The sequence below is a fragment of the Caldicellulosiruptor sp. DIB 104C genome (assembly GCF_028198085.1).
In the GTDB taxonomy this organism is placed as follows: domain Bacteria; phylum Bacillota; class Thermoanaerobacteria; order Caldicellulosiruptorales; family Caldicellulosiruptoraceae; genus Caldicellulosiruptor; species Caldicellulosiruptor saccharolyticus.
Genome location: NZ_CP116337.1, coordinates 1,321,886 through 1,341,630, shown reverse-complemented (window position 1 = coordinate 1,341,630; position 19,745 = coordinate 1,321,886). Strand labels below are relative to the sequence as shown.

Genomic DNA, 19,745 nt, shown 5'->3' with positions numbered 1-19,745 from the left:
AAGAGTGTTCAAAGAACTTGAGATAAGGACAAAAGATAGGATTGACTTTGTAGACATTACAAGTAAACTTAAAGAGATTGTAAGACAGTCAAATATTGAAGAAGGGCTTATGACTGTGTTTGTTCCTCACACCACGGCAGGTGTTACAATCAATGAACATGCTGACCCTTCGGTTGTGACTGATATCAAAAAACAACTTGAAAAATTGATACCCGTAAACAATGGTTATAGCCACAGCGAAGGCAATTCTGATGCACATATAAAAGCAAGCTTGATAGGTTCATCTGTCAATATAATAATTAGAAACGGTGAGCCTATGCTTGGTACATGGCAGGGGGTATTTTTCTGTGAATTTGACGGACCGAGAAGAAGAAAAATTTACGTGTATATAAAGTGATATGTTGCAAAAAATATTAAAGTGATAAAAGCCAACGCCTGCACACCTGCCAAAATATAATTGTTTTTACTTAAAACGGCAGGTGTTCCAGGCTTATTATTGTATTTGACAAAGCAAAGACCTTGTGCTAAAATAAATTACGCAAAGAAAAGCGGGTATGGCGGAATTGGCAGACGCGCTAGACTTAGGATCTAGTGGCAACAGCCGTGGGGGTTCAAGTCCCTCTACCCGCACCAAAAAATGAATACTCTTGACAAGGGGAAGGAAAGAGAGTAAAATATATAATTGCGATGCCGGAGTGGCGGAACTGGCAGACGCACAGGACTTAAAACTGCCAAATATGGATGTAATTAGAAACTAAGAATTAGCAAGGCTTTGAACATTTTAAATTTACAGAATTGAGTAAAAAGGTCTGTTATGGTCATGAAATAAAAACAGGAGAACAAAGTATTATCCAAACGCAGCCACCAAACACCGAAAGAATAAAAGTAGGTGTGAGGTGGTTTTTATTATGCCTAAACAACTCAAAGTCAACAATTCAAATTCAGATTGGGAAGACGCATTACAGCTTTTCTTATCTTACAAAAAAGCACAAGGTAGAAGTGATTTAACGATTAGGGACTATGAACGTCACATCAGTTCATTTTTTAAACGTTACCCAGATTGTTTTAATGACACAGAGAAGTTAAGAAAGTGTTTGATTGAGTATTTATCACAACCTATGAAACCAGTGACTTACAATCTAAGAATGAAAAACTTGAAAGCATTTTTGAATTGGTGTGTTGAAGAGGGTATTATTCCGACAAATCCCATTGCTAAATTCAAGCCAAGAAAGACAGATGACAGAATTGTTGAAATTGACATTGAAACACTTCAAAAGCTACTCCAGTTGCCAGATAGAAAGACATTTGCTGGTTTACGTGATTATGCATTGATGTTATTGACACTTGACACAGGAATAAGACCTAAAGAAGCCTTTTCATTGCTAAAAGACCATTTTGATTTTAAGAATTTGCAGGTTGTAATTCCTTCAGATGTGGCAAAGACAAGAGTATCAAGAGTGCTGCCAATCTCACCAGTAACAGCAAACGCAATTAAAAAACTCATATCTTCAAGGCATCCACAATGGGATGACAGCGTTCCTGTATTTTGTTCAGTTACAGGAAAGCCTTTAAACAGGTATAGATGGAATGAAAGAATGAGAGAGTATAGTAAACAATTAGGTGTGAAAATAAGACCATATGATTTAAGGCATATGTTTGCTTTGCTGTATCTCAAAAATGGTGGTTATGAATTGAGTTTGCAAAAGATAATGGGACATACAACATTGGAAATGACAAAAAAGTACGTCCACTTTACACAGAAAGACTTACAAGAAATTCATGCTAAGGCTACACCGATTAACACTTTGCTAAAACAACCCTTAAACAGGGTTGGAAATATAAAAAATCAAAATAAAAAGAAGGAGTGAGTTTAAAGATGTTATACCATTTTTATGATGAGGAAAGCAAAATAGACTTCTTTGTTGGCTACAGTGACGTGTTTAAAGACAATCAGGTTGCAGGTGGTGGTTGTTTAATTTTAGAGGAAATGGGCATTAAAAATGTTTATCTTCAAGTGAACAGAAAAATTGACAGAGACAAAAGAATAAAAGCGTGGTTTAAGCTATTAGAAGGGATTGATAAGGCTTTAGGAATGTTACCATCTCAAAGTAGTGTTGTAAGAGTGTATGCCGACGAGGACAAGCTTTCAGGTGTAATTGCTGTAGTGGACGAAAAAGAAGACGCAGAAGTTGTAATGACATACTGAGATAAAAAAGTTGTATGCACAAGTTTAAAAATTGTATTATGTAAACCTTGTCGATACAGAACATACGTTTTTATATACCCAAACAGGGTATGGTATTAGAAAGAAAATCAGTAATACCAAGCATTTGAATTGATAGCAAAATGCACAACAAAAATGTAGTATTCACTATCATGTGACGTTATCACTACCTTTTATTTCAATAGTATCAAGCCTTTTAAAATAGTGCATTTTTCACAACACAGCTAAAAAATAGGGTTTTTTACATGGTTTGTGGTATAATATTTATAGAAGGGTAAAAAGTGAACACGCAAAATTGAAAAAATTAGGCTGCCTTAAAGAAGTTTTAAAACTTCTTTGGGGCAGCTTTTATTTTTGAAAAACACTGGAAAGGGGTTGATTTGAGATGACGAAATTAGAGTATTTGAAGAAACAGCATAATTTATCATCAGCAAAGTTATCTTTGGCAGCTGGTATCAATTACACTTTGTTGACTTCAATTGAGAGAGGCGAAAGAAAAGCATATCCAAAGGTCAAAAAGAGACTGGCTGAGTTTTTCAATGTGGCAGAAGATGAGTTATTCAATGAAGATGGGTCGTTGAAAGAGATTGAAAGTTAGACATTTAAAAAAAATAAAAAAAAACATTGATGTTGACCATTGTTTGGAATATATTAAATAGTGGTAATTAGTAAAATATTCCTAAAAAAGAGGTGAATTAAACGACAAAAATAGAATATTTAAGAAAGCAGAAGAATATTTCTCAAAGTAAGTTAGGACTTACAATCGGTGTAAATCCTAACCTAATTTCACAAATCGAAAGGGGTTGGCGAAAGCCTTATCCCAAACTGTTACAATCTTTGGCAGCATATTTTGGTATATCTGTTGAAGAGATTGCAAATCCTGATGGAACATTAAAAAAAGTCAACGACCAAATTGCATAAAAAATGGTGGTTTTGAACCACCTTCTTAAAGTGGGGTGTTTGAAATGGTTATGTATGCTTACAACAAAATTCTAAACAAAAAAGTTAAAGCAGGGTCGTTTGACGCAAAAACAAAAATTTTTAACAAAACAGTCAAACTAAAAAGCAAATGTTGGAAGTATAACACCTATGGTATAGAACAAGAAATTATCGACAAATTAAAAATGCTAGACTGTCAAGAAATTGTTATTAAAGAACAAGATACAGCCAAAGAATACCATATTCCCTTTAATGAATATATCAAACATGCTTTTGTTGATGTTTTAGGAAATTCGACACCGCAATATTATTTGTCATTGAAATACTTTACTTGCATAAACAAAAAAGAAGCAGTTTGATATTGTATCGGGCGGTTGGGGCGGGGATTTTATTTTAAAAAGGCAAAAACTTTTTATTATTTTTCACATTTTCACATTCAACTTCACTACTTAAATTTTAAATCATTTATTTACAAAAGACAATATCTTTTTTGAAGTGTTGCATTAAATTTTGAATTAACACAAACAAATACAAATTAAGCAAATAGGGGGGGTTGCAATGCAAGGTATTGTAAAGACAATCAAAGACAAAATAGACATTATCGACTACATAGGAAGATACCTACCTTTGCAAAAGGAAGGTAGTAACTACAAAGCTTGCTGTCCCTTCCATCCTGATAAAAACCCATCATTCTACATTAAACCCAGCGAACAGTTTTTTCATTGCTTTGGCTGTGGCGTTGGTGGCGATGTTATCAAATTTGCACAGCTTTACCATAAAATATCCTTTGGGAAGGCGGTAAAAATGTTAGCTGAGGAAATAGGCTTGTCTATTGGCAGCAAGCAAACAGAAGAAAACACGCAAGAAGAAAAGCCTTCTATTGACCAGATTATAGCATATGTCGAGACATGCCATCAATACGCAAGTTTGACAAGTTACTTTGCTGATAGGGGGATTCCCACTTCTCTAATTGACAAATACAAGATGGGCTTTGATGTGGAAAACAATGCAATTGTTTTACCCATCTTTCAAGACGGGCAGATAATAAGCTATGTGCGTCGCAATCTTGATGATAACAAGCCACGATATGAATTTCCTAAAGGACACAAAGCTATGCCGTTTAATTTGGACATTCTCAAAGACGACTTACAAACTGATGTTTTTATCACTGAAGGCATTTTTGACGCACTAACAATAGAAGCTGCTATTGGGTTGCCAGCAATTGCCCTAAATGGCTGTGAAAATCAAAACGAGTTTGTACAAACCCTAAATCGTATCAAACCACAGAACAAGAAATTTTACATCCTGTTTGACAACGACGAAGCAGGCAGCAAAGCAGCAAAACAACTTTTTGATAAGATGAAAACCCAGTATGAAGTGGCTATTTGCAGATGGGAAGGGACACCTTACAAAGACATCAACGAGTTTTGGCAAAATTCTCAAGACAAGTGTATAGAGTTTTTAAGATGGCAGCTTAAAGCGGCTTTTTATCCCTATGCACTCATTAATTTTGCTGCACAGTATGTTGACTTTCTCAAGTCTGATAAATTCAAAGCTATTTCCACAGGATTTAAGCAATTAGACGATGTGTTAAATGGTGGTTTTGTAGCAGGAAACCTGTATGTCTTTGGTGCAAAGCCCAGCGTCGGTAAAACAACATTCTTGTTGCAGCTTATAGACAACTTCTTACAGCAAGGTTATGAATGCGTCTTCCTATCGGCTGAAATACCCAAAGAAGAGATTTTGACAAGGATTTTCTGTCGTGAATATGGACTCAAAAAAGTTAGTGTTAAAGTAGCTGGATTTGATTTTTATCGAAAACTTAGAACAAGTACAGCAACTCAAGAGGAAATGCAAGAGTTCATGTCTGTTATGCAAGACTACATCATGCGTTATGCTTTCAAGCTTCACATTTTAGAAGGACAAAGACTTGATGAGGTCTATTATGTCCTTGACCGCTTGCAAAAGCCTATCCTGTTTGTTGATTACTTACAGCTTTTGCAACCAGCAAAACCATATCAAAGCGACAAGCAAAGAGTTGACCTGATAATGCAGGAATTGTTTGAGATTAAAAACCGCTTTCTAATACCAATTGTCGCAATCAGTAGCCTTAATAGGGAGAATTACAATAAAGACAAAGACGACAAAGACGTGATGGCAGCATTTAAGGAATCTGGGTCTATTGAATATGGCACAGCAGCAGCGTTTTTAATGCAAAGAGACCACGACCGTGTTGTCCACGATAACTATAAAGGAAACGGCTATACAATCAACTTCAAATGCGTCAAAAACAGATATGGAAGCATAGGGGATGATATTACAATGCGTTTTTGGGGTGGCATTTACTTGTTTGAAGAAATAGCCGACAATGACAACAGCTTATAATCCAAACACGCTGCCTTGTACGGGAATCGGCAAGGCGGCGTGGTAAATTAAAAATCTGCATTTAGGAGGGGTTGAAATGGACAAGCAAACCAATGAAAACTACTACATTACAGACGCAAATTTGCCTATCAATATCTTTTCCCTATTGGAAGATAGCATACAACCACGGCAAGGGCGAGAATGCAAGCTTGTTTACGAATATGAAACAAATGACGGCGGCAAAGTACAAATCGGCACAAACTACTACATGCTAACACCAGCCGACATAAACACATTGTACATCTTGACCACCTATAGGCAGGAAACAGGACAGACAGGAGATACTTTCGAAATACCGCTTAAATACATCATGGAGAAGCGGGGAATGGATGTAAACCAGCCAGAGAACATTAAATTGGTTTTGCAATCACTTGACCGCTTAATGATGACAAAAGTTATTGTAGAAAGATACGGTTTTGCTAATGGAAAAGAATTTAAGCGGGATATAGCAAAGTTTGTGCTTTTGCCTTCCTATCGCATATCACAGAAAGGCAGCAAAGGGCGGGGATACAAAACAAAGCTTACTGTAACACTTGCTAAAGAAATTTGTCGCAATTTAGATAATGGCTATGTTGCACGTGGAGATTTGGACGTTGCAAAACAGCTTGTTAAATACAAGATAGCACACAGGCTTTATCACTTCCTAATGGGAAAATGTACACGCAACAAGACCTACAAACGCAACTTTGCACAGTTTGTGCAACAAGATATTTGCCCAGAACTACCATTAGAGGAAGGCAAAGAAAAGGTAATAAACGCACTTATAAAACTGGAAAGCATGGGTCTAATAACCTACAAAATTGACAGGAATATTATCTGCATAAATATACGAAAATAATTGCATAAGTATACAAGAAAAAACGGCTGGTATCAATTGGAAAAACCATAGTATATACCTACAAAAAACCATAGTATATACCTATGAAAAACCATAGTATATACCTGCCTAAAACCATAGTACGCAAAATAAAGAATGCAGATAGGACAAGGCTTTGCGGGCACAAAAACGGGTAAAATTAAAATTAAAATTAAAAGAGAGAATTTTACAACTCTCTCTATTAGCTAAAAATTGGTTTTGTATTTATGCATATTCCCCCTGCTGCATAAACTTGAAGCCAGATACTGGCAAGTGGAGGTGGTGGTGAGAATGCGACCGTGGGAGTGGCTTTCCCTAATTGAAAAGCCAGAAAATCTTGAAAGTAATGTTGGTGTTGCTGTTGGCTTGCCGACGTTTGCGGCTGGTAGGAAAGGCAAGATTGAAACAGTGTTTGTTAAGCAAGCCGACCAAAACAAGCAAGTCAGCCGCACAATCCGACTTATGACTGAACTTGAGATAAGGGAACTTGCTGCCAAGCAAAAGCCTTCCTACTTTGCAAAGCTGAAAAAGAAGGCTTATGACAGGCAACTTTGCAGCAAGGAAGGGCATTTTTGGGCAATGTTAGAGAGGCTTTCTCAAGAGTTTACAAAGAAGAATCCTAATAAACTTGACCTGCGGCTTTGGGCAAAGTTTGTAAAGTGTGCACAGCGAGACTGGGAAATCGAAAAGCTGCAATCTTCCCTAAATGCAAAGTGTCCTGTATGTGGCAGCAAGGATTTTGAGTTTGCCGAGAAAGGACAGGAAAAAGGCTTTGTGTGTTTGCCGTGTTTAAAGGCAAGTGGCAACGTTGATTTTATAGCTTGTGTGTTAATCGAAAATGATGTGCCAGAGTGGAAAAATCGTATAACATTGGGGACTGGGGAACTTGTTCCTAACAGTTTGTGTACACGTTGCGGGCAATCTTTTAAATGGTTTAGTAGCGATGATTGGGAAGGCTGGCTGTGTAGTGGTTGTGGAGAAGAATTCTATTGTTTGGGATGAATTAGTACTTGCTGGAAGTGAAAAATGTTTAGAGAATCCCAGACATTTAAATTAGCCTACCCATCGGGGTTTTAAAAACAACAGCATACAAAGGCAGCCAATAATGGCTGCTTTTTTGTTTTAAAAACACATCAATAACAAAAGAGAGGTGTTTTAAATGATATGGATTTTAGCTTTGTATTTTATTACTCTTTTAGTCTTTCTACCAGCTTATTTCTGGTACAAACGAAAAGATATTGTTTGTTCACTTCAACACAGCTTGTTTTTGGCAATTAGTGCTATGTTTGACAATGTGTTTTTAATTGCAGCTGGGATTTGGGTTGTGATTATTTTAACAGTGTCTCTAATTGGGCTAATACAAACAAACAGAAAACAAAGGGGGTCTTTATCATGATGACAAAAACAAAGAGAAATTACATTGATGAGTGGTATTTTTTCAAAAACGACAAGGGTAAAATTCAATACCATTCTCTTTGTGAGAAGTGTAAAAACAATTGCAAACAGAGTTTTAGAGTGAAAGAAATACATTGTCCAAAATATATTGCCAAGTAGTAAGAGACCACCTTAGTTGTGGTCTCTTTTATTTTTTTTAGCCACTTTGTAGAATTGCATACCCTACCAGCTTGAAATGTGCTTAAAAACTGAATGTGGTAGGGGAAATAAAGGCAGTAACAAAAGTAAAATCAAAAGTTGATATAAATTATCAAATCAAAACTTCAAAGTAAATTATAGCACAAATTAAGTTTTAAAACTTTAAATGTTCAAGCAGCATTTATCTTCTAAATCAAGAAAAAGTAAAATAATGGAATTCAAGAATTTATTCATGTTGTGAATGTCAATCTATTTGATTGGTTTACTTTAAATTGTGCTAAATGGCTTGAAAATTGAAGGTTGGCAATTAAAGACATTAACAGATTATCCACTGCAAAGAATAATTATGCACTAAACTTTGAATAATTATGAAAATCAATTGCCAAAGATAAATTTAGAATAAAAGCCTTAAATTAAGCAAGCTAAAAATAAAAAGAAATTAAACTTGAACAAAGAATTTGTGCAGCTTAAAACAAGTATTTCTTATTCTAAACAGCAAATAAGATTTAAAGAATCACAGTTAAAATTTTAAAAACCTGGACTTTATTTTGCATTGTTCTTTGTGGTCTAAATGTGGTTATGACTTATTTTATCCTGTCCACATCTTTTAAGTCAAATCTATTCTTTGGCTGCTGATTTTAGCTTGACAAATTAGTCATGAGATTTTAAAAAAATATCATACGAAAAAAACGAAAAAAGGGTAAAAAGTCGGTTGACATTGGAAATATCAAGGCTTTTAAGACATAGCCCTTTTACGAAAAAAGTACGAAAAAAAGTACGAAAAAAGTCCAAAGGCATGTCATTTCTATGTTTGTGATAATTCTCATTGATTTTACAAAGTACATTCCAAATTTTAAGGCTGTAAATCTAAAGTGTATTTGGAATTGTCAAGATTTAAAAATACAGCTTCATAGAGAAGCGAAAAATTGAAAGGTGGTATAAAGATATTACCCAGCTATTTTTTGAAGCTTATAAAGGCTTTATACACAAATCTTATTGTGAAAATGGCTTTTATTGTAGGTGTATCAAGGTTTTGTAGAAAATCATTTCAAATCGAGCAGTATCAAGCTTTTGACAGGGTTTTTAATTTTTTGTTATTGGCTAATTTAAAAATGATAATTTATAATACAGTTTTTAGTTAGTGTGATATAATTGTGAAAAGAAATATAATGAACAGGAGGATAAACATTGAAAAAAGCAATAATTATTTGCATTATACTTGTTGTTATATCACTATCTTTTTATTTTTGCTATAAGATTTATTCGTTTTATCATTATTCTGGTGAATTAATTGGAGTCAAAGGGACAGGTATTTATCATAGAGATAATTGTAAATTTATCAGAAATATCTCAAACGAAAAGTTGGTATTTTTTTCTGATAAGATGGCTGCAGCAGAAGCAGGTTATAGGGCATGTAAAACTTGTAAGCCACCTGATAATAAAAAAGAATTAATTGAGGTAGAAAAAAGGAAAGCAGAAGAAAGAAAACGTGAAGAGGAAGAAAGAAAAAATAAAATGAACACAGTTGATGGACCAGACTATAGTAAAGTAAAAATATTAGGTTCAAGTTTTAAAAAGAATATGATAATGGTAGAAGTCACAGGTACTATAAAGAATGAAAACAGTGAAAATGAATCATGGGGAGTTAGTTGTAGAGTTCAGGCAATCTTTTTTGATAAACACAAAAAACCTATATTCGAAGCAGTCTCTGATAACATATCATTGGCATCAGGTCAAATAAAAAGTTTTGATATTCAGGTAATTAATTCTATTGCAGAAAATATTGAAAGTTATAAATTGCAATTAGTAAATTTTTCTGCAGTTCCTGATTGGCTTGTTGCTCCATAATGTATAACTTGATAGACTCAAAAAATGTTAAATAAAGTTTTAAATCATTAATAAAGATAAAATCAAATTGTGCCTTTTAAGTGTGATGGACAATATTGTCCAATCAGTTTAGTGATATTGCCTTAAGGAATAGCTTTTGTTTGTGTTCTAATCCAGATATTGATGACACTATAAATTATATAAGCTTATCAACATATGCTTTACCAGTTACAATTTTAAAATTGTCAGGTTATGGGTGTGAAGAACTAAATTTAATGAGGTTAATATAATGCATCAAAATTGCACAAAATGAGTATACCCAAGCAGGGTATTAGGTTTACACATTTAAGTGTTGAGAATTGGCTAATTGAAAATCATTTTCAATTGAGAAAATAGTGTCAAAGTGTGCCATTTTGTAACTGGTAATGAAGGAAACAGGGCAGTTTACAGAACAGAAAATAAATTACACCAAAGTTGATTATTAGCATTTGAAAAGTCAAAACCATGGCATAATAAAACAAATAAGGTGGCATTGTTAATTTATGTTTGCACAAAAATATGTTTTTGTGCAATGCTAAAATGTGGCAATTATTTGGAGACTAAAGCTTTTGGTTTTAGGAAAGTCTCTTCAATGGTTGTGTTATGGGTTCGCAAGCCAAAAGCAAGGGGTAGGGGGCCAGAATTTGAAGAAGGTTCATTGTTGCGTGCTGCCTTTAGCCGATATTTTGAAGCATAAAATTGGATGTTATGATATGCTGTTATGGCAACAGATAGCAATTAAACTCAAACAAATTTTCTCTATTGAGAATTCTTTACTTTGGGGTTAAACTGATAACGAACAAACCATACAGGATTTTTGAATGTTTTAATTTGAGAACACTTAAAAGTCCTGTTCGGTAAATGAGTTTTTTAAAGGTGTTTGGTGGTTTTTGCGAGTAAAAAAACTCTTGACAATGCTTGAAAACCCTATTAAAATATATAATTGCGATGCCGGAGTGGCGGAACTGGCAGACGCACAGGACTTAAAATCCTGGGACCTGAATAAGGTCGTACCGGTTCAAGTCCGGTTTCCGGCACCAGATATCGCGGGGTGGAGCAGCTGGTAGCTCGTCGGGCTCATAACCCGAAGGTCGGAGGTTCAAATCCTCCCCCCGCAACCAAAAATTTTAAAATATCAAAGATGGCGGCGTAGCTCAGTTGGCTAGAGCATGCGGTTCATACCCGCAGTGTCAGCGGTTCGAATCCGTTCGCCGCCACCATTTTATGTCTAAAAAAGTAGATGGCCCCGTGGTCAAGTGGTTAAGACACAGGCCTTTCACGCCTGTAACAGGGGTTCGAATCCCCTCGGGGTCACCAAAACAGAAAATATGAGCAAAAAGGGCTTTGTAAAAAGCCCTTTTTTATTTTAATTGTAAAAAATACAAAAATTTTTTATAATAAAAGTAAGTAAGTACTTACTAAAAAACTTAGGGGAGGGAGAGATATTAAAATTGAGGAAAAGTGAAGATACTAAGAACAGAATAATTCAATCAGCCATAAAGTTGATTTCACAAAATGGTTATGCTGCCACAACAACAGCACAAATAGCAAAAGATGCAGGGATTTCTGAAGCTACACTGTTTAAGTATTTTAAAGACAAGGAGAATTTACTTCATAAAGTTGTAAGTGTTGCCCTGACACAAATCTTAGATTCTATTGCTCTTTCTCCTCTTAAAGAAAATATCAAAAAGAACAAGGATTTAAAAACTTCTGAATTTTTGAGGTCTATAATAAATGAAAGACTTGAAATGCTGGACAGAAACATTGACCTTTTTAAGATTATTCTAATAGAGATTCAGTATAATGACTCTCTCAAGAATGAGGTTATAAAAAATATGGTGCCTAAAACCTGTGAGGCAAAGGGTTTGATTGAGAGGATACTCATACGAAAAGGGAATATTTCAAAAGAGATGGCAAAAGGCATTTCAAGAATGATGATAGGCACTCTTCTTACTTTTTTATTCCAAAAATATATTCTGGGCATTGAGACAACAAGTGATGAGATTGAAGAGGAGATAGAAAATGTATTAAATGTGATAAAAAAGTCTATTGGGGAGGAGTAAAAGGATGATAAAGGCGATATTGCAATCTAAAAACTTTAAGGTATTTTCTACTGTCCTTTTTTTAATTTCAATTTTTACTTTCTTTTTGACAGGGTGCAGAGAAGAAAATGCTGAAGATGTGTACTCATCAACTGTAGAGGTATCGACTATTGATATAAACACTGAGATTGCTGGGAGAGTAGAGAAAATCTTTATTGAAGAAGGCTCTAAGGTTAAAAAAGGTGATATAATAGCAAAGATTGATTCAAACCTTTATGAAATTCAAAAAAATATAGCACAGGCAAACCTTGAAGTTGCTAAATTGTCTGCGGATATCGCTGAGCAAAATTGGGAATTAGCAAAACTAAAATATCGGCTTCTTTCTAAAAAACCATCGAAATACCAGATTAATCAGATAAAAGAAAATATTCTACAGCTACAAGATATAAAATCAGGAAATGAAAATAACATTGAATTTTTAGAAGAGAACATAAAAAATTTAGAAAAGATGAAAATGGCTAATTTGGACACAATAAAGCTATTATCAGAGCTAAAAATGCAATTAAATTCCCTAAAGGCTCAAAATAGTAGTCTGACACATCAGATTAATTCATTAGAAAACCAACTTGAAATGGTGAAAAACGAATCTGTTACAGATGAGGATAAAATGATTACTGAGATTTCTGTTGACATTGCAAAGAGAAACTATTTGCAAGCTCTCTCTTATGTAAATATGGCAGAGCAGAACTTAAAAATTGGTAATTTGAATCTGAGAAAGACCACAATTACCTCACCTGTTGATGGTATTGTTTTAACAAAAGGGGTTGACCAAGGACAGTTTGTTGGTATTGGTACGTTTATAGCTCAAATAGGCTTAAGCGACTACTATCTTAAGATATATGTTCCTTCAGCACAGCTACAAAAACTTTCGCTTGGTAAGAAGGTTGAGATTATCTTAGATAGCAACAAAAAAGCGTATGGTGAGATTGTGTTTATTTCTGATAAAGGAGAGTTTACACCAAGGAACGTAGAGACAAAAGAGGAAAAACAAAAAGTGGTTTTTATGGTCAAGCTAAAGATAATAAAGAATAAAGATATTTTAAGACCTGGGATGCTTGTTGATGTAAAGATTTGATTTTACAAAATTTGGGGTGATGATAGGTGGAATATGCAATCAAGGTAGAGGGGCTTACAAAAAGGTTTGGAGAGTTTGTTGCGGTAAATGACATATCATTTAGTATTCCCAAAGGTAGCCTCTTCGCCTTGCTTGGGCCAAATGGGTCTGGGAAGACAACTACAATTAAAATAATATGTGGTGTTTTAAGAGCAACAAAAGGATACGTAGAAGTACTTGGAAATGATGTCTCAAAATATCCAGAACAAGTAAAGCAAAATATAGGTTATGTTTCTCAAAAGTTTAGTCTGTATGAGGATTTAACAATTGAAGAGAACATTGAATTTTATGGTGCGATATATGGCCTTTCTAAGGACGAGATTGAAGAGAAAAAGGCAAAGCTACTTAAATTTTTTGGGTTTGAAGGCAGAGAAAAATCGCTTGTCGGCACGCTTTCTGGCGGAATGAAACAAAAACTTGCCTTTGCCTGTGCCACACTTCACAATCCACAAATCTTAATCTTAGATGAGCCAACAGCTGGAGTTGACCCTATTTCAAGAAAAGAGTATTGGGAGATGATAAGAGTTTTTTCTCAAAGTGGTGTGACGGTATTAGTAACCACCCATTATATGGATGAGGCTGAGAGGTGTGACTATGTCGCTTTTATGTTCAATGGGATTTTGAAAGAGGTAGACACACCTGCAAATGTCAAGACAAAGTATTCGTCACATAGTATTGAAGATGTGTTTGTGAAGGTATTCTCACAGTAAAAAGATTGCTTTAAGATAGAGGTGAGATTTAAAATGAATGATTTCTCAATAAGAAGATTTGTTGCCATTGCGAAAAAGGAGTTTATTCAAATTAAAAGAGATAAGGCAATTTTTGTTATAGCATTTGTAGCACCATTTATTATGCTTATGCTCTTTGGCTATGCTGTCAAGATGGATGTCGAAAATGTGAGCATAGGAATACTTGACATGGCAAAGACACAAGAGAGTAGAGAACTTATAAGAAAGCTTCAGAACACAAGGTATTTTAAGCCAACCTTTTTTGCACAAAATCAGGTAGAGATAGAAAGTAGTCTTGACAGTGGAAAAATCAAAGCAGCTTTGATTATCCCTTCTGACTTTACAAAACTTCTTAAACAAAACAAAAGTCCTGAGGTACTTTTCATAGTAGATGGGACAGACCCCACAATTGCAAAGACAGTATTTTCAAGCGGTATTTTGACAATGCAAAACTTTGCACAGAAAAACTATTTTGTAAAACCTATTGTTGATGTCAGAACACGTGTAAAATACAATCCTTCTATGAAAAGCGAACTTTTTACAATCCCTGGTCTTATGGGACTTATTATGCAAAATATAACCATAATACTTACAGCCTTCGCAATTGTAAGAGAAAGAGAAAAAGGTACAATGGAACAGTTAATAGTAACTCCAATAAAATCTATCGAGCTAATTTTAGGGAAACTTGTTCCTTATACATTTCTTGGACTGGGTGACTTTTTAGTTGCGCTCCTGTTTGGAATACTATGGTTTAAGGTACCTGTGAGAGGCAATATTCTTTTGCTGTTTATCTTGGGGATGGAATTTGTCATTTGTGCGCTCATGATAGGAATGCTCATATCTTCTGTCTCGAAAACACAGCTTCAGGCAATGCAGCTTGCACTTTTGTTTTTGTTGCCAAGTGTGCTGCTTTCAGGTTTTATGTTCCCCCGCGAAGCAATGCCAGCTGTGATAAGGTTTGTAGGTAATTTTGTTCCTCTTACTTACTTTTTGATAATATTAAGAGGCATTGTTCTCAAAGGTGTCGGGATAGAATATCTGTGGGATGAGGTCTTGGTGTTGATATTTTTAGGGCTTGTACTTCTTTTTATTTCAATAAAGAGATTTTCAAAGAGGCTTGACTGATTTAAGCATCTTGGAAAAATTGAAAATCTTTTTGGTTGACATCTGGTGGGAGTTTGGCTTAAAATATTATAATGTAAAGAAGAATTTATAAGCTTTTGCGGATGTGGCGGAATTGGCAGACGCGCAAGACTCAGGATCTTGTGGGGCTCTCCCCATGGGGGTTCAAATCCCCCCATCCGCACCAGATGAGAAAATATAAAAAATGACCTCACCAGGGAACAAAGCTGGTGAGGTTTTTATTTTTTGGAGTAATAAAAATAACTATTACTACCATGCAAAACATTTACCAAAGCCAATTTTATTCTACTTATTCAAAAATTTTTCACAAGTTCTCTCTATTCTTTTTACAACCTCTTTCTTACCAAGTACCTCCATCATCTCAAAAAGCCCGGGAGTAACTGTTCTTCCACTTATACAAACTCTGATTGTATGAATAATGTTTGCCGCCTTTACATTTAAGCTTTCGGCTTTTTTACGAACAAGACTTTCAATCTCAGGAGCTGAAAAAGGTTCTAAGTTTTTTAGCTCATCTGAAAGAGATTTAACGATATTGAGATTTTCAGGTGTTAGGTATTTTTCAACTCCTTTTTGATCATATTCGTAGCTATCATCAAAAAAGTATGTGCTTGCATCCACAACCTCGACTAAAGTCTTTACCTTTTCACGAACAAGTTTCAAAGCAGATTTTACATACTCTTTGTCAAACCTCTCAATTTCGATGCCTTTTTTAGAGTAGAAATATTTCATTCTTTCATACAAGTCTTCAATATGAATCTCTTTCAGATAATGACCATTTATCCATGTGAGCTTATTTATATCATATATAGCAGCATTTTTGGACACTTTCTCAAGCTCAAATTTTTCAATAGCTTCATCAAGTCCAATTATTGTTCTATCTTCTCCAGGTGACCAGCCGAGCAACAAAAGATAATTCACAATAGCCTCTTTTAAATAACCATTTTCAAAAAACTCTTCCACAGAGGTTGCACCATGGCGTTTGCTCAATTTGCTTCTATCTGGCGCTAAAATCATTGGAACATGAGCAAATTGGGGCGGGGTTAGATTTAAAGCTTGATAAATAATAAGCTGTTTTGGCGTGTTTGAAAGATGTTCTTCAGCTCTTATTACATGTGAAATTTTCATAAAATAGTCGTCAACCACACATACAAAGTTATACGTTGGATTGCCGTCTGATTTTAATATTATAAAATCATCCAACTGGTCATTTGAAAACTCAACATCTCCTCGAATTATGTCATGGACTACTGTAATACCATCTTGTGGTGCCTTTATTCTGACAACTGCCTTTTCACCATTTTTTATTCTTCTTTTTGCTTCCTCTAAACTTATATTTCTGCATTTTTTGCTGTATTTGTAAGATACCTTATTTTGCTTTGCAATTTCCCTTTCCTTTTCAATCTCTTCTTGGGAGCAAAAACAGTAGTAAGCCTTACCTTCTTCTAATAGTTTATTGATGTACTCCATATAAATGTCTTTCCTTTGAGATTGGAAATATGGTCCAAACTCTCCACCAATGTCAGGTCCTTCATCCCATTCAATTCCAAGCCATCTCAAGCTTCTCATAATACCTTCTGCCCACTCTTCTCTTGACCTCTCAAGGTCAGTATCTTCTATACGCAAAATAAATTTTCCATTGTGTTTTTTGGCAAATAGATAGTTAAAAAGTGCTGTCCTTGCACCACCTATGTGAAGCTGACCTGTTGGACTTGGTGCAAATCTAACTCTTACCATCTTTTTACTCCTTTCGTTTAAAGCTTTGTTTTGGTTCAGTGTTAGTTTTGTGACAGATTGTATTATAACATAAAAATGTTAATGAAAGAGTATCTTATCTTTTTATCTACCTTATAATTCATGATAGAGCAAAAATATATTACATTTGCAAAAAACTGTTTAGGATTTGTAAATAAAAAATTAATTTTAATTTATGAAAATTTCCAATTATAACATAAAAAATTTATCTAATTTGCCCATTGCATTATGTTTTTTTTTTGATATAACTATTTACAGTTACTTTATCCAATGAAAGGAGTTGATGATTGTTTGTATATATGACACCTTTTAAATACTTCAAACCTATTTCCCGTCAAAAAGGACTCAAAGTTGATTAATAAACATTAAAAATTTATTATTCTGACAAGGTTTATTTTTACAATTCTGATATTAATAACTATTAGTAATAACTGTTACCTTGTTCTTCTTAAATTGCTTTAATGGAATATAGACAAAGGAAAACTTTTAGAAAGTTCTTATAATAACACTCATATTGAGTTTTTACTGTAAAAAATTTAACAAAAGCAAGGGGGCTAAGTAGAATTGATTAAAAATAAATTTTATATTTCTCTTGCTTTAATTATAATACTGATATTTAACTTTTGTGTAGCTTTTTCGGCAGATTTAAAAGGTATTTACCTTGGCGTTAGCACTTACAGTAGTCCAAATGGCTCATGCACATATGGCGATAGAGCAGGTGCTCATTATGTTTATAATTTAGCTGATAGTTTATGGAGAAATGCATGGGTAACTGCTTATCTTATAAAACTCAATAGTGAAGCGAATGAATCCTATTTGAAGGATACTTCACTTACGTCACAGGCTGATTTGTTAGTTTATTCTGGACATGGACTGTGTCTTTCTAAAGAGAATGCTGCTCACTTTTTTGCAAGAAGTACAGGTGAAACTTGGCATAACAGTTCGATGGAATATAATGATGAGGTGAATGCAAGAACAAACGAAGTTCGATTTGGGCACAGTAATCTAAAATGGGTTATAATGTATACATGTAACTGGCTAAATAGCAACGGGGATCAAGAAAAATTAGAGAATATTTATAAAACATTTGAGGGCGCAACACTTGTTATGGGTTTTGCATCTACCATGTATTTAGACAGTCGTGAAGCAATTAAATTTGCGCAGTTTTTGGTAGCGGATAAATTAAGTTTTAAAGATGCATTTGTGCAAGCTGCAAGAATTTATCAGCCACAAAGGCAAGATGGTCAAAGCAGTATTGTTCGTATAATGGGATATAAATTAGCAGCGAATGATTCGCTTTATAGTTTTTATGGCTGTCGACCTGAAAAAGAATGGTATAGAAATTACAAGCAAGGATATAGTATAATAGCAGATGTAAAAATACCTGCAACTGGGGTAGTTATTAGGTAAATGAGAGGGGTTGAGCTAAATGAAAATAAAAAATGCTAAAATGCAAAGTATATTAAAAATTTCTTTTATAGTGCTAATAATTGCTTTTATAACGGGTTATTTTTTGTATATTAAAGCAAACAGGATACCGCCGCTTAATATTCCTATGCCAGGAAATGAAATACCTGACATAGACTATAAAGTGACAGCCAAATTTGACAATTTGCCTGTTGAAGCTATGGTATACAAATTTAAAAAGCCAAAAAACATAGATACAGAGATTAAATCTTTAGCTAAAATATTTGGACTAAAAGGTGAAGTGGAATATCAACCTATATGGAGAGCTTATTCGATAAAGGAGAAAATAGATGAAAAGTATTATCGTGAATTTGAATATGAAATTGATACAGGGAGATGGCATTATGTAGATAGAAAAGAACTTAATAATGATGATCCACAAAATCTACCTTCTGATGAAGAAGCAAAAAAAATTGCACTTGACTTTTTGAAAAAGAATGGTATTTATGATAAAAGATTTATTTATTGTGCAGTTACAGACGATTCCTCTGGCGATAAAATTACAAATGATTATAAGGTTCATCACAAGAGTGTATATTTTTATCCCGTGGTAGAAGGAAAGCCTGTGTATGGTGTTTCGAGGATAATAGTGGTTGTAGGTGATAATGGTAAGATAGTAGAAGTTTATAAATGGTATAAGGAGTTTGAAGAATACAATAAGGTAAAGATAGTGCCTGCAGAGAAAGCTTTTGAAAAAGTTAAAAATAGAGAAGCATCGAATAATATCAATCCTATGGCAAAGTCTGCAACAATCAAAGAAGTTGTTCTTGCTTACTGGGAAGATGCAGGTACAATTGAAGAGCAGCCATATTTGCAACCTGTTTGGGTATTTGTTGGTGAGGCAGTGACAGAAGATGGAAAGGTGGAAAAATTTGATGCGATTGTTCCGGCTATAGAGTAAAAGTTCGGACTGGTTGTTTATGTAGGGATGTCTCAAGATAATAATTATTGATAATTAATATACAGTAAAAAATAAGAGGGTTGAGGTAAAGTTACCAACCAACCCTCTTGCTTTTTCTATTTCCTCTTGGCTACAAAAACAATAATAAGCTTTTCCTTCATCCCATTCAATTCCAAGCCACTTTAAGCTTTTCATAATCGCTTTTGCCCATTCTTCTCTTGACCTTTCTAAATCGGTATCTTCTATACGCAAAATGAACTTTCCATTGTGTTTTTTGGCAAATAGATAGTTAAAAAGTGCTGTCCTTGCACCACCTATGTGAAGCTGACCTGTTGGACTTGGTGCAAATCTAACTCTTACCATCTTTTTACTCCTTTCGTTTAAAGCTTTGTTTTGGTTCAGTGTTAGTTTTGTGACAGATTGTATTATAACATAAAAATGTTAATGAAAGAGTATCTTATCTTTTTATCTACCTTATAATTCATGATAGAGCAAAAATATATTACATTTGCAAAAAACTGTTTGGGATTTGTAAATAAAAAATTAATTTTAATTTATGAAAATTTCCAATTATAACATAAAAAATTTATCTAATTTGCCCATTGCATTATGTTTTTTTTTTGATATAACTATTTA

19 protein-coding genes, 6 tRNA genes and 1 pseudogene are annotated in these 19,745 nt (G+C 34.3%); 24 read left to right on the top strand and 2 right to left on the bottom strand.

What is annotated here, in order from left to right; genetic code table 11:
- Positions 1–4: 4 nt before the first annotated feature.
- From PGC14_RS06800 to PGC14_RS06695, 22 genes are all read left to right on the top strand, one after another.
- Positions 5–397 carry a secondary thiamine-phosphate synthase enzyme YjbQ gene (locus PGC14_RS06800; protein ID WP_271629839.1) on the top strand — a complete coding sequence of 131 codons (393 nt, stop codon included), beginning with the start codon at positions 5–7 and terminating at the stop codon, positions 395–397.
- Positions 398–548: 151 nt separating this feature from the next.
- A tRNA-Leu gene (locus tag PGC14_RS06795) sits at positions 549–633 on the top strand.
- A gap of 275 nt (positions 634–908) precedes the next feature.
- Entirely contained in the window at positions 909–1,868 is a 960-nt protein-coding gene (locus PGC14_RS06790; RefSeq protein WP_271629838.1) for a tyrosine-type recombinase/integrase, read from the top strand.
- 8 nt (positions 1,869–1,876) lie between these two features.
- Positions 1,877–2,206, top strand: a complete 330-nt coding sequence (locus tag PGC14_RS06785) for a hypothetical protein (protein WP_271629837.1) — start codon at positions 1,877–1,879, stop codon at positions 2,204–2,206.
- A 403-nt stretch (positions 2,207–2,609) separates the two neighbouring features.
- Positions 2,610–2,822, top strand: coding sequence for a helix-turn-helix domain-containing protein (locus PGC14_RS06780; RefSeq protein ID WP_271629836.1), 213 nt, complete (start codon positions 2,610–2,612; stop codon positions 2,820–2,822).
- A 110-nt stretch (positions 2,823–2,932) separates the two neighbouring features.
- Entirely contained in the window at positions 2,933–3,145 is a 213-nt protein-coding gene (locus PGC14_RS06775) for a helix-turn-helix domain-containing protein (RefSeq protein ID WP_271629865.1), read from the top strand.
- Positions 3,146–3,195: 50 nt separating this feature from the next.
- On the top strand, positions 3,196–3,522 hold the full coding sequence (locus PGC14_RS06770) for a hypothetical protein (protein WP_127351603.1): 327 nt from the start codon (positions 3,196–3,198) through the stop codon (positions 3,520–3,522).
- A 199-nt stretch (positions 3,523–3,721) separates the two neighbouring features.
- Entirely contained in the window at positions 3,722–5,548 is a 1,827-nt protein-coding gene (locus tag PGC14_RS06765) for a DnaB-like helicase C-terminal domain-containing protein (RefSeq protein ID WP_271629835.1), read from the top strand.
- A 76-nt stretch (positions 5,549–5,624) separates the two neighbouring features.
- Entirely contained in the window at positions 5,625–6,425 is an 801-nt protein-coding gene (locus PGC14_RS06760; RefSeq protein ID WP_271629834.1) for a hypothetical protein, read from the top strand.
- A 309-nt stretch (positions 6,426–6,734) separates the two neighbouring features.
- A complete protein-coding gene (locus PGC14_RS06755; RefSeq protein WP_271629833.1) occupies positions 6,735–7,445 on the top strand; it encodes a hypothetical protein in 711 nt (236 codons plus the stop codon).
- 157 nt (positions 7,446–7,602) lie between these two features.
- The gene (locus PGC14_RS06750; protein WP_127351605.1) at positions 7,603–7,839 is read left to right on the top strand and encodes a hypothetical protein; all 237 of its coding nucleotides are present in this window, start codon (positions 7,603–7,605) and stop codon (positions 7,837–7,839) included.
- Positions 7,839–7,997 carry a hypothetical protein gene (locus tag PGC14_RS06745; protein WP_206516927.1) on the top strand — a complete coding sequence of 53 codons (159 nt, stop codon included), beginning with the start codon at positions 7,839–7,841 and terminating at the stop codon, positions 7,995–7,997. Before PGC14_RS06750 ends, PGC14_RS06745 begins: the two co-directional genes overlap by 1 nt.
- Positions 7,998–9,224: 1,227 nt before the next feature.
- Positions 9,225–9,884, top strand: a complete 660-nt coding sequence (locus PGC14_RS06740; RefSeq protein WP_271629832.1) for an Ada metal-binding domain-containing protein — start codon at positions 9,225–9,227, stop codon at positions 9,882–9,884.
- A gap of 968 nt (positions 9,885–10,852) precedes the next feature.
- Positions 10,853–10,942 (top strand) — tRNA-Leu (locus PGC14_RS06735).
- Positions 10,943–10,947: 5 nt separating this feature from the next.
- Positions 10,948–11,023, top strand: a tRNA-Met gene (locus tag PGC14_RS06730).
- Between the two features lie 22 nt (positions 11,024–11,045).
- Positions 11,046–11,122: transfer RNA gene (locus PGC14_RS06725), tRNA-Met, on the top strand.
- A gap of 22 nt (positions 11,123–11,144) precedes the next feature.
- A tRNA-Glu gene (locus PGC14_RS06720) sits at positions 11,145–11,219 on the top strand.
- Between the two features lie 134 nt (positions 11,220–11,353).
- Positions 11,354–11,965, top strand: a complete 612-nt coding sequence (locus tag PGC14_RS06715; RefSeq protein WP_271629831.1) for a TetR/AcrR family transcriptional regulator — start codon at positions 11,354–11,356, stop codon at positions 11,963–11,965.
- Positions 11,966–11,969: 4 nt separating this feature from the next.
- Positions 11,970–13,079: an HlyD family secretion protein gene (locus PGC14_RS06710; RefSeq protein WP_039764529.1), complete on the top strand. Its 1,110-nt coding sequence runs from the start codon at positions 11,970–11,972 to the stop codon at positions 13,077–13,079.
- Positions 13,080–13,105: 26 nt separating this feature from the next.
- Positions 13,106–13,828, top strand: a complete 723-nt coding sequence (locus tag PGC14_RS06705; protein WP_271629830.1) for an ABC transporter ATP-binding protein — start codon at positions 13,106–13,108, stop codon at positions 13,826–13,828.
- A 33-nt stretch (positions 13,829–13,861) separates the two neighbouring features.
- Complete coding sequence (locus PGC14_RS06700) at positions 13,862–14,971, top strand: ABC transporter permease (RefSeq protein WP_271629829.1); 1,110 nt, start codon at positions 13,862–13,864, stop codon at positions 14,969–14,971.
- A 97-nt stretch (positions 14,972–15,068) separates the two neighbouring features.
- Positions 15,069–15,155 (top strand) — tRNA-Leu (locus tag PGC14_RS06695).
- A gap of 119 nt (positions 15,156–15,274) precedes the next feature.
- On the opposite strand, the gene gltX is transcribed toward PGC14_RS06695, so the two are convergent.
- Positions 15,275–16,723 carry a glutamate--tRNA ligase gene (gene gltX, locus PGC14_RS06690; protein ID WP_039764522.1) on the bottom strand — a complete coding sequence of 483 codons (1,449 nt, stop codon included), beginning with the start codon at positions 16,721–16,723 and terminating at the stop codon, positions 15,275–15,277.
- A 582-nt stretch (positions 16,724–17,305) separates the two neighbouring features.
- On the opposite strand from gltX, the gene PGC14_RS06685 reads away from it, so the two are divergent.
- Together PGC14_RS06685 and PGC14_RS06680 are read left to right on the top strand one after the other, a co-directional pair.
- On the top strand, positions 17,306–18,151 hold the full coding sequence (locus tag PGC14_RS06685) for a DUF6345 domain-containing protein (RefSeq protein WP_271629828.1): 846 nt from the start codon (positions 17,306–17,308) through the stop codon (positions 18,149–18,151).
- 19 nt (positions 18,152–18,170) lie between these two features.
- Complete coding sequence (locus PGC14_RS06680) at positions 18,171–19,109, top strand: hypothetical protein (RefSeq protein WP_039764518.1); 939 nt, start codon at positions 18,171–18,173, stop codon at positions 19,107–19,109.
- A gap of 105 nt (positions 19,110–19,214) precedes the next feature.
- Here PGC14_RS06680 and PGC14_RS06675 read toward each other — a convergent pair.
- A pseudogene (locus tag PGC14_RS06675) lies at positions 19,215–19,472 on the bottom strand (glutamate--tRNA ligase family protein); the annotation flags it as partial.
- Positions 19,473–19,745 lie beyond the last annotated feature (273 nt).

Bases quoted from the DNA above. Each gene is read 5' to 3' on its own strand.
- PGC14_RS06790 (WP_271629838.1), top strand. From the start codon at position 909: ATGCCTAAACAACTCAAAGTCAACAATTCAAATTCAGATTGGGAAGAC.
- PGC14_RS06785 (WP_271629837.1), top strand. From the start codon at position 1,877: ATGTTATACCATTTTTATGATGAGGAAAGCAAAATAGACTTCTTTGTT.
- PGC14_RS06780 (WP_271629836.1), top strand. From the start codon at position 2,610: ATGACGAAATTAGAGTATTTGAAGAAACAGCATAATTTATCATCAGCA.
- PGC14_RS06770 (WP_127351603.1), top strand. From the start codon at position 3,196: ATGTATGCTTACAACAAAATTCTAAACAAAAAAGTTAAAGCAGGGTCG.
- PGC14_RS06765 (WP_271629835.1), top strand. From the start codon at position 3,722: ATGCAAGGTATTGTAAAGACAATCAAAGACAAAATAGACATTATCGAC.
- PGC14_RS06760 (WP_271629834.1), top strand. From the start codon at position 5,625: ATGGACAAGCAAACCAATGAAAACTACTACATTACAGACGCAAATTTG.
- PGC14_RS06755 (WP_271629833.1), top strand. From the start codon at position 6,735: ATGCGACCGTGGGAGTGGCTTTCCCTAATTGAAAAGCCAGAAAATCTT.
- PGC14_RS06750 (WP_127351605.1), top strand. From the start codon at position 7,603: ATGATATGGATTTTAGCTTTGTATTTTATTACTCTTTTAGTCTTTCTA.
- PGC14_RS06745 (WP_206516927.1), top strand. From the start codon at position 7,839: ATGACAAAAACAAAGAGAAATTACATTGATGAGTGGTATTTTTTCAAA.
- PGC14_RS06710 (WP_039764529.1), top strand. From the start codon at position 11,970: ATGATAAAGGCGATATTGCAATCTAAAAACTTTAAGGTATTTTCTACT.
- PGC14_RS06700 (WP_271629829.1), top strand. From the start codon at position 13,862: ATGAATGATTTCTCAATAAGAAGATTTGTTGCCATTGCGAAAAAGGAG.
- gltX (WP_039764522.1), bottom strand. From the start codon at position 16,723: ATGGTAAGAGTTAGATTTGCACCAAGTCCAACAGGTCAGCTTCACATA.
- PGC14_RS06680 (WP_039764518.1), top strand. From the start codon at position 18,171: ATGAAAATAAAAAATGCTAAAATGCAAAGTATATTAAAAATTTCTTTT.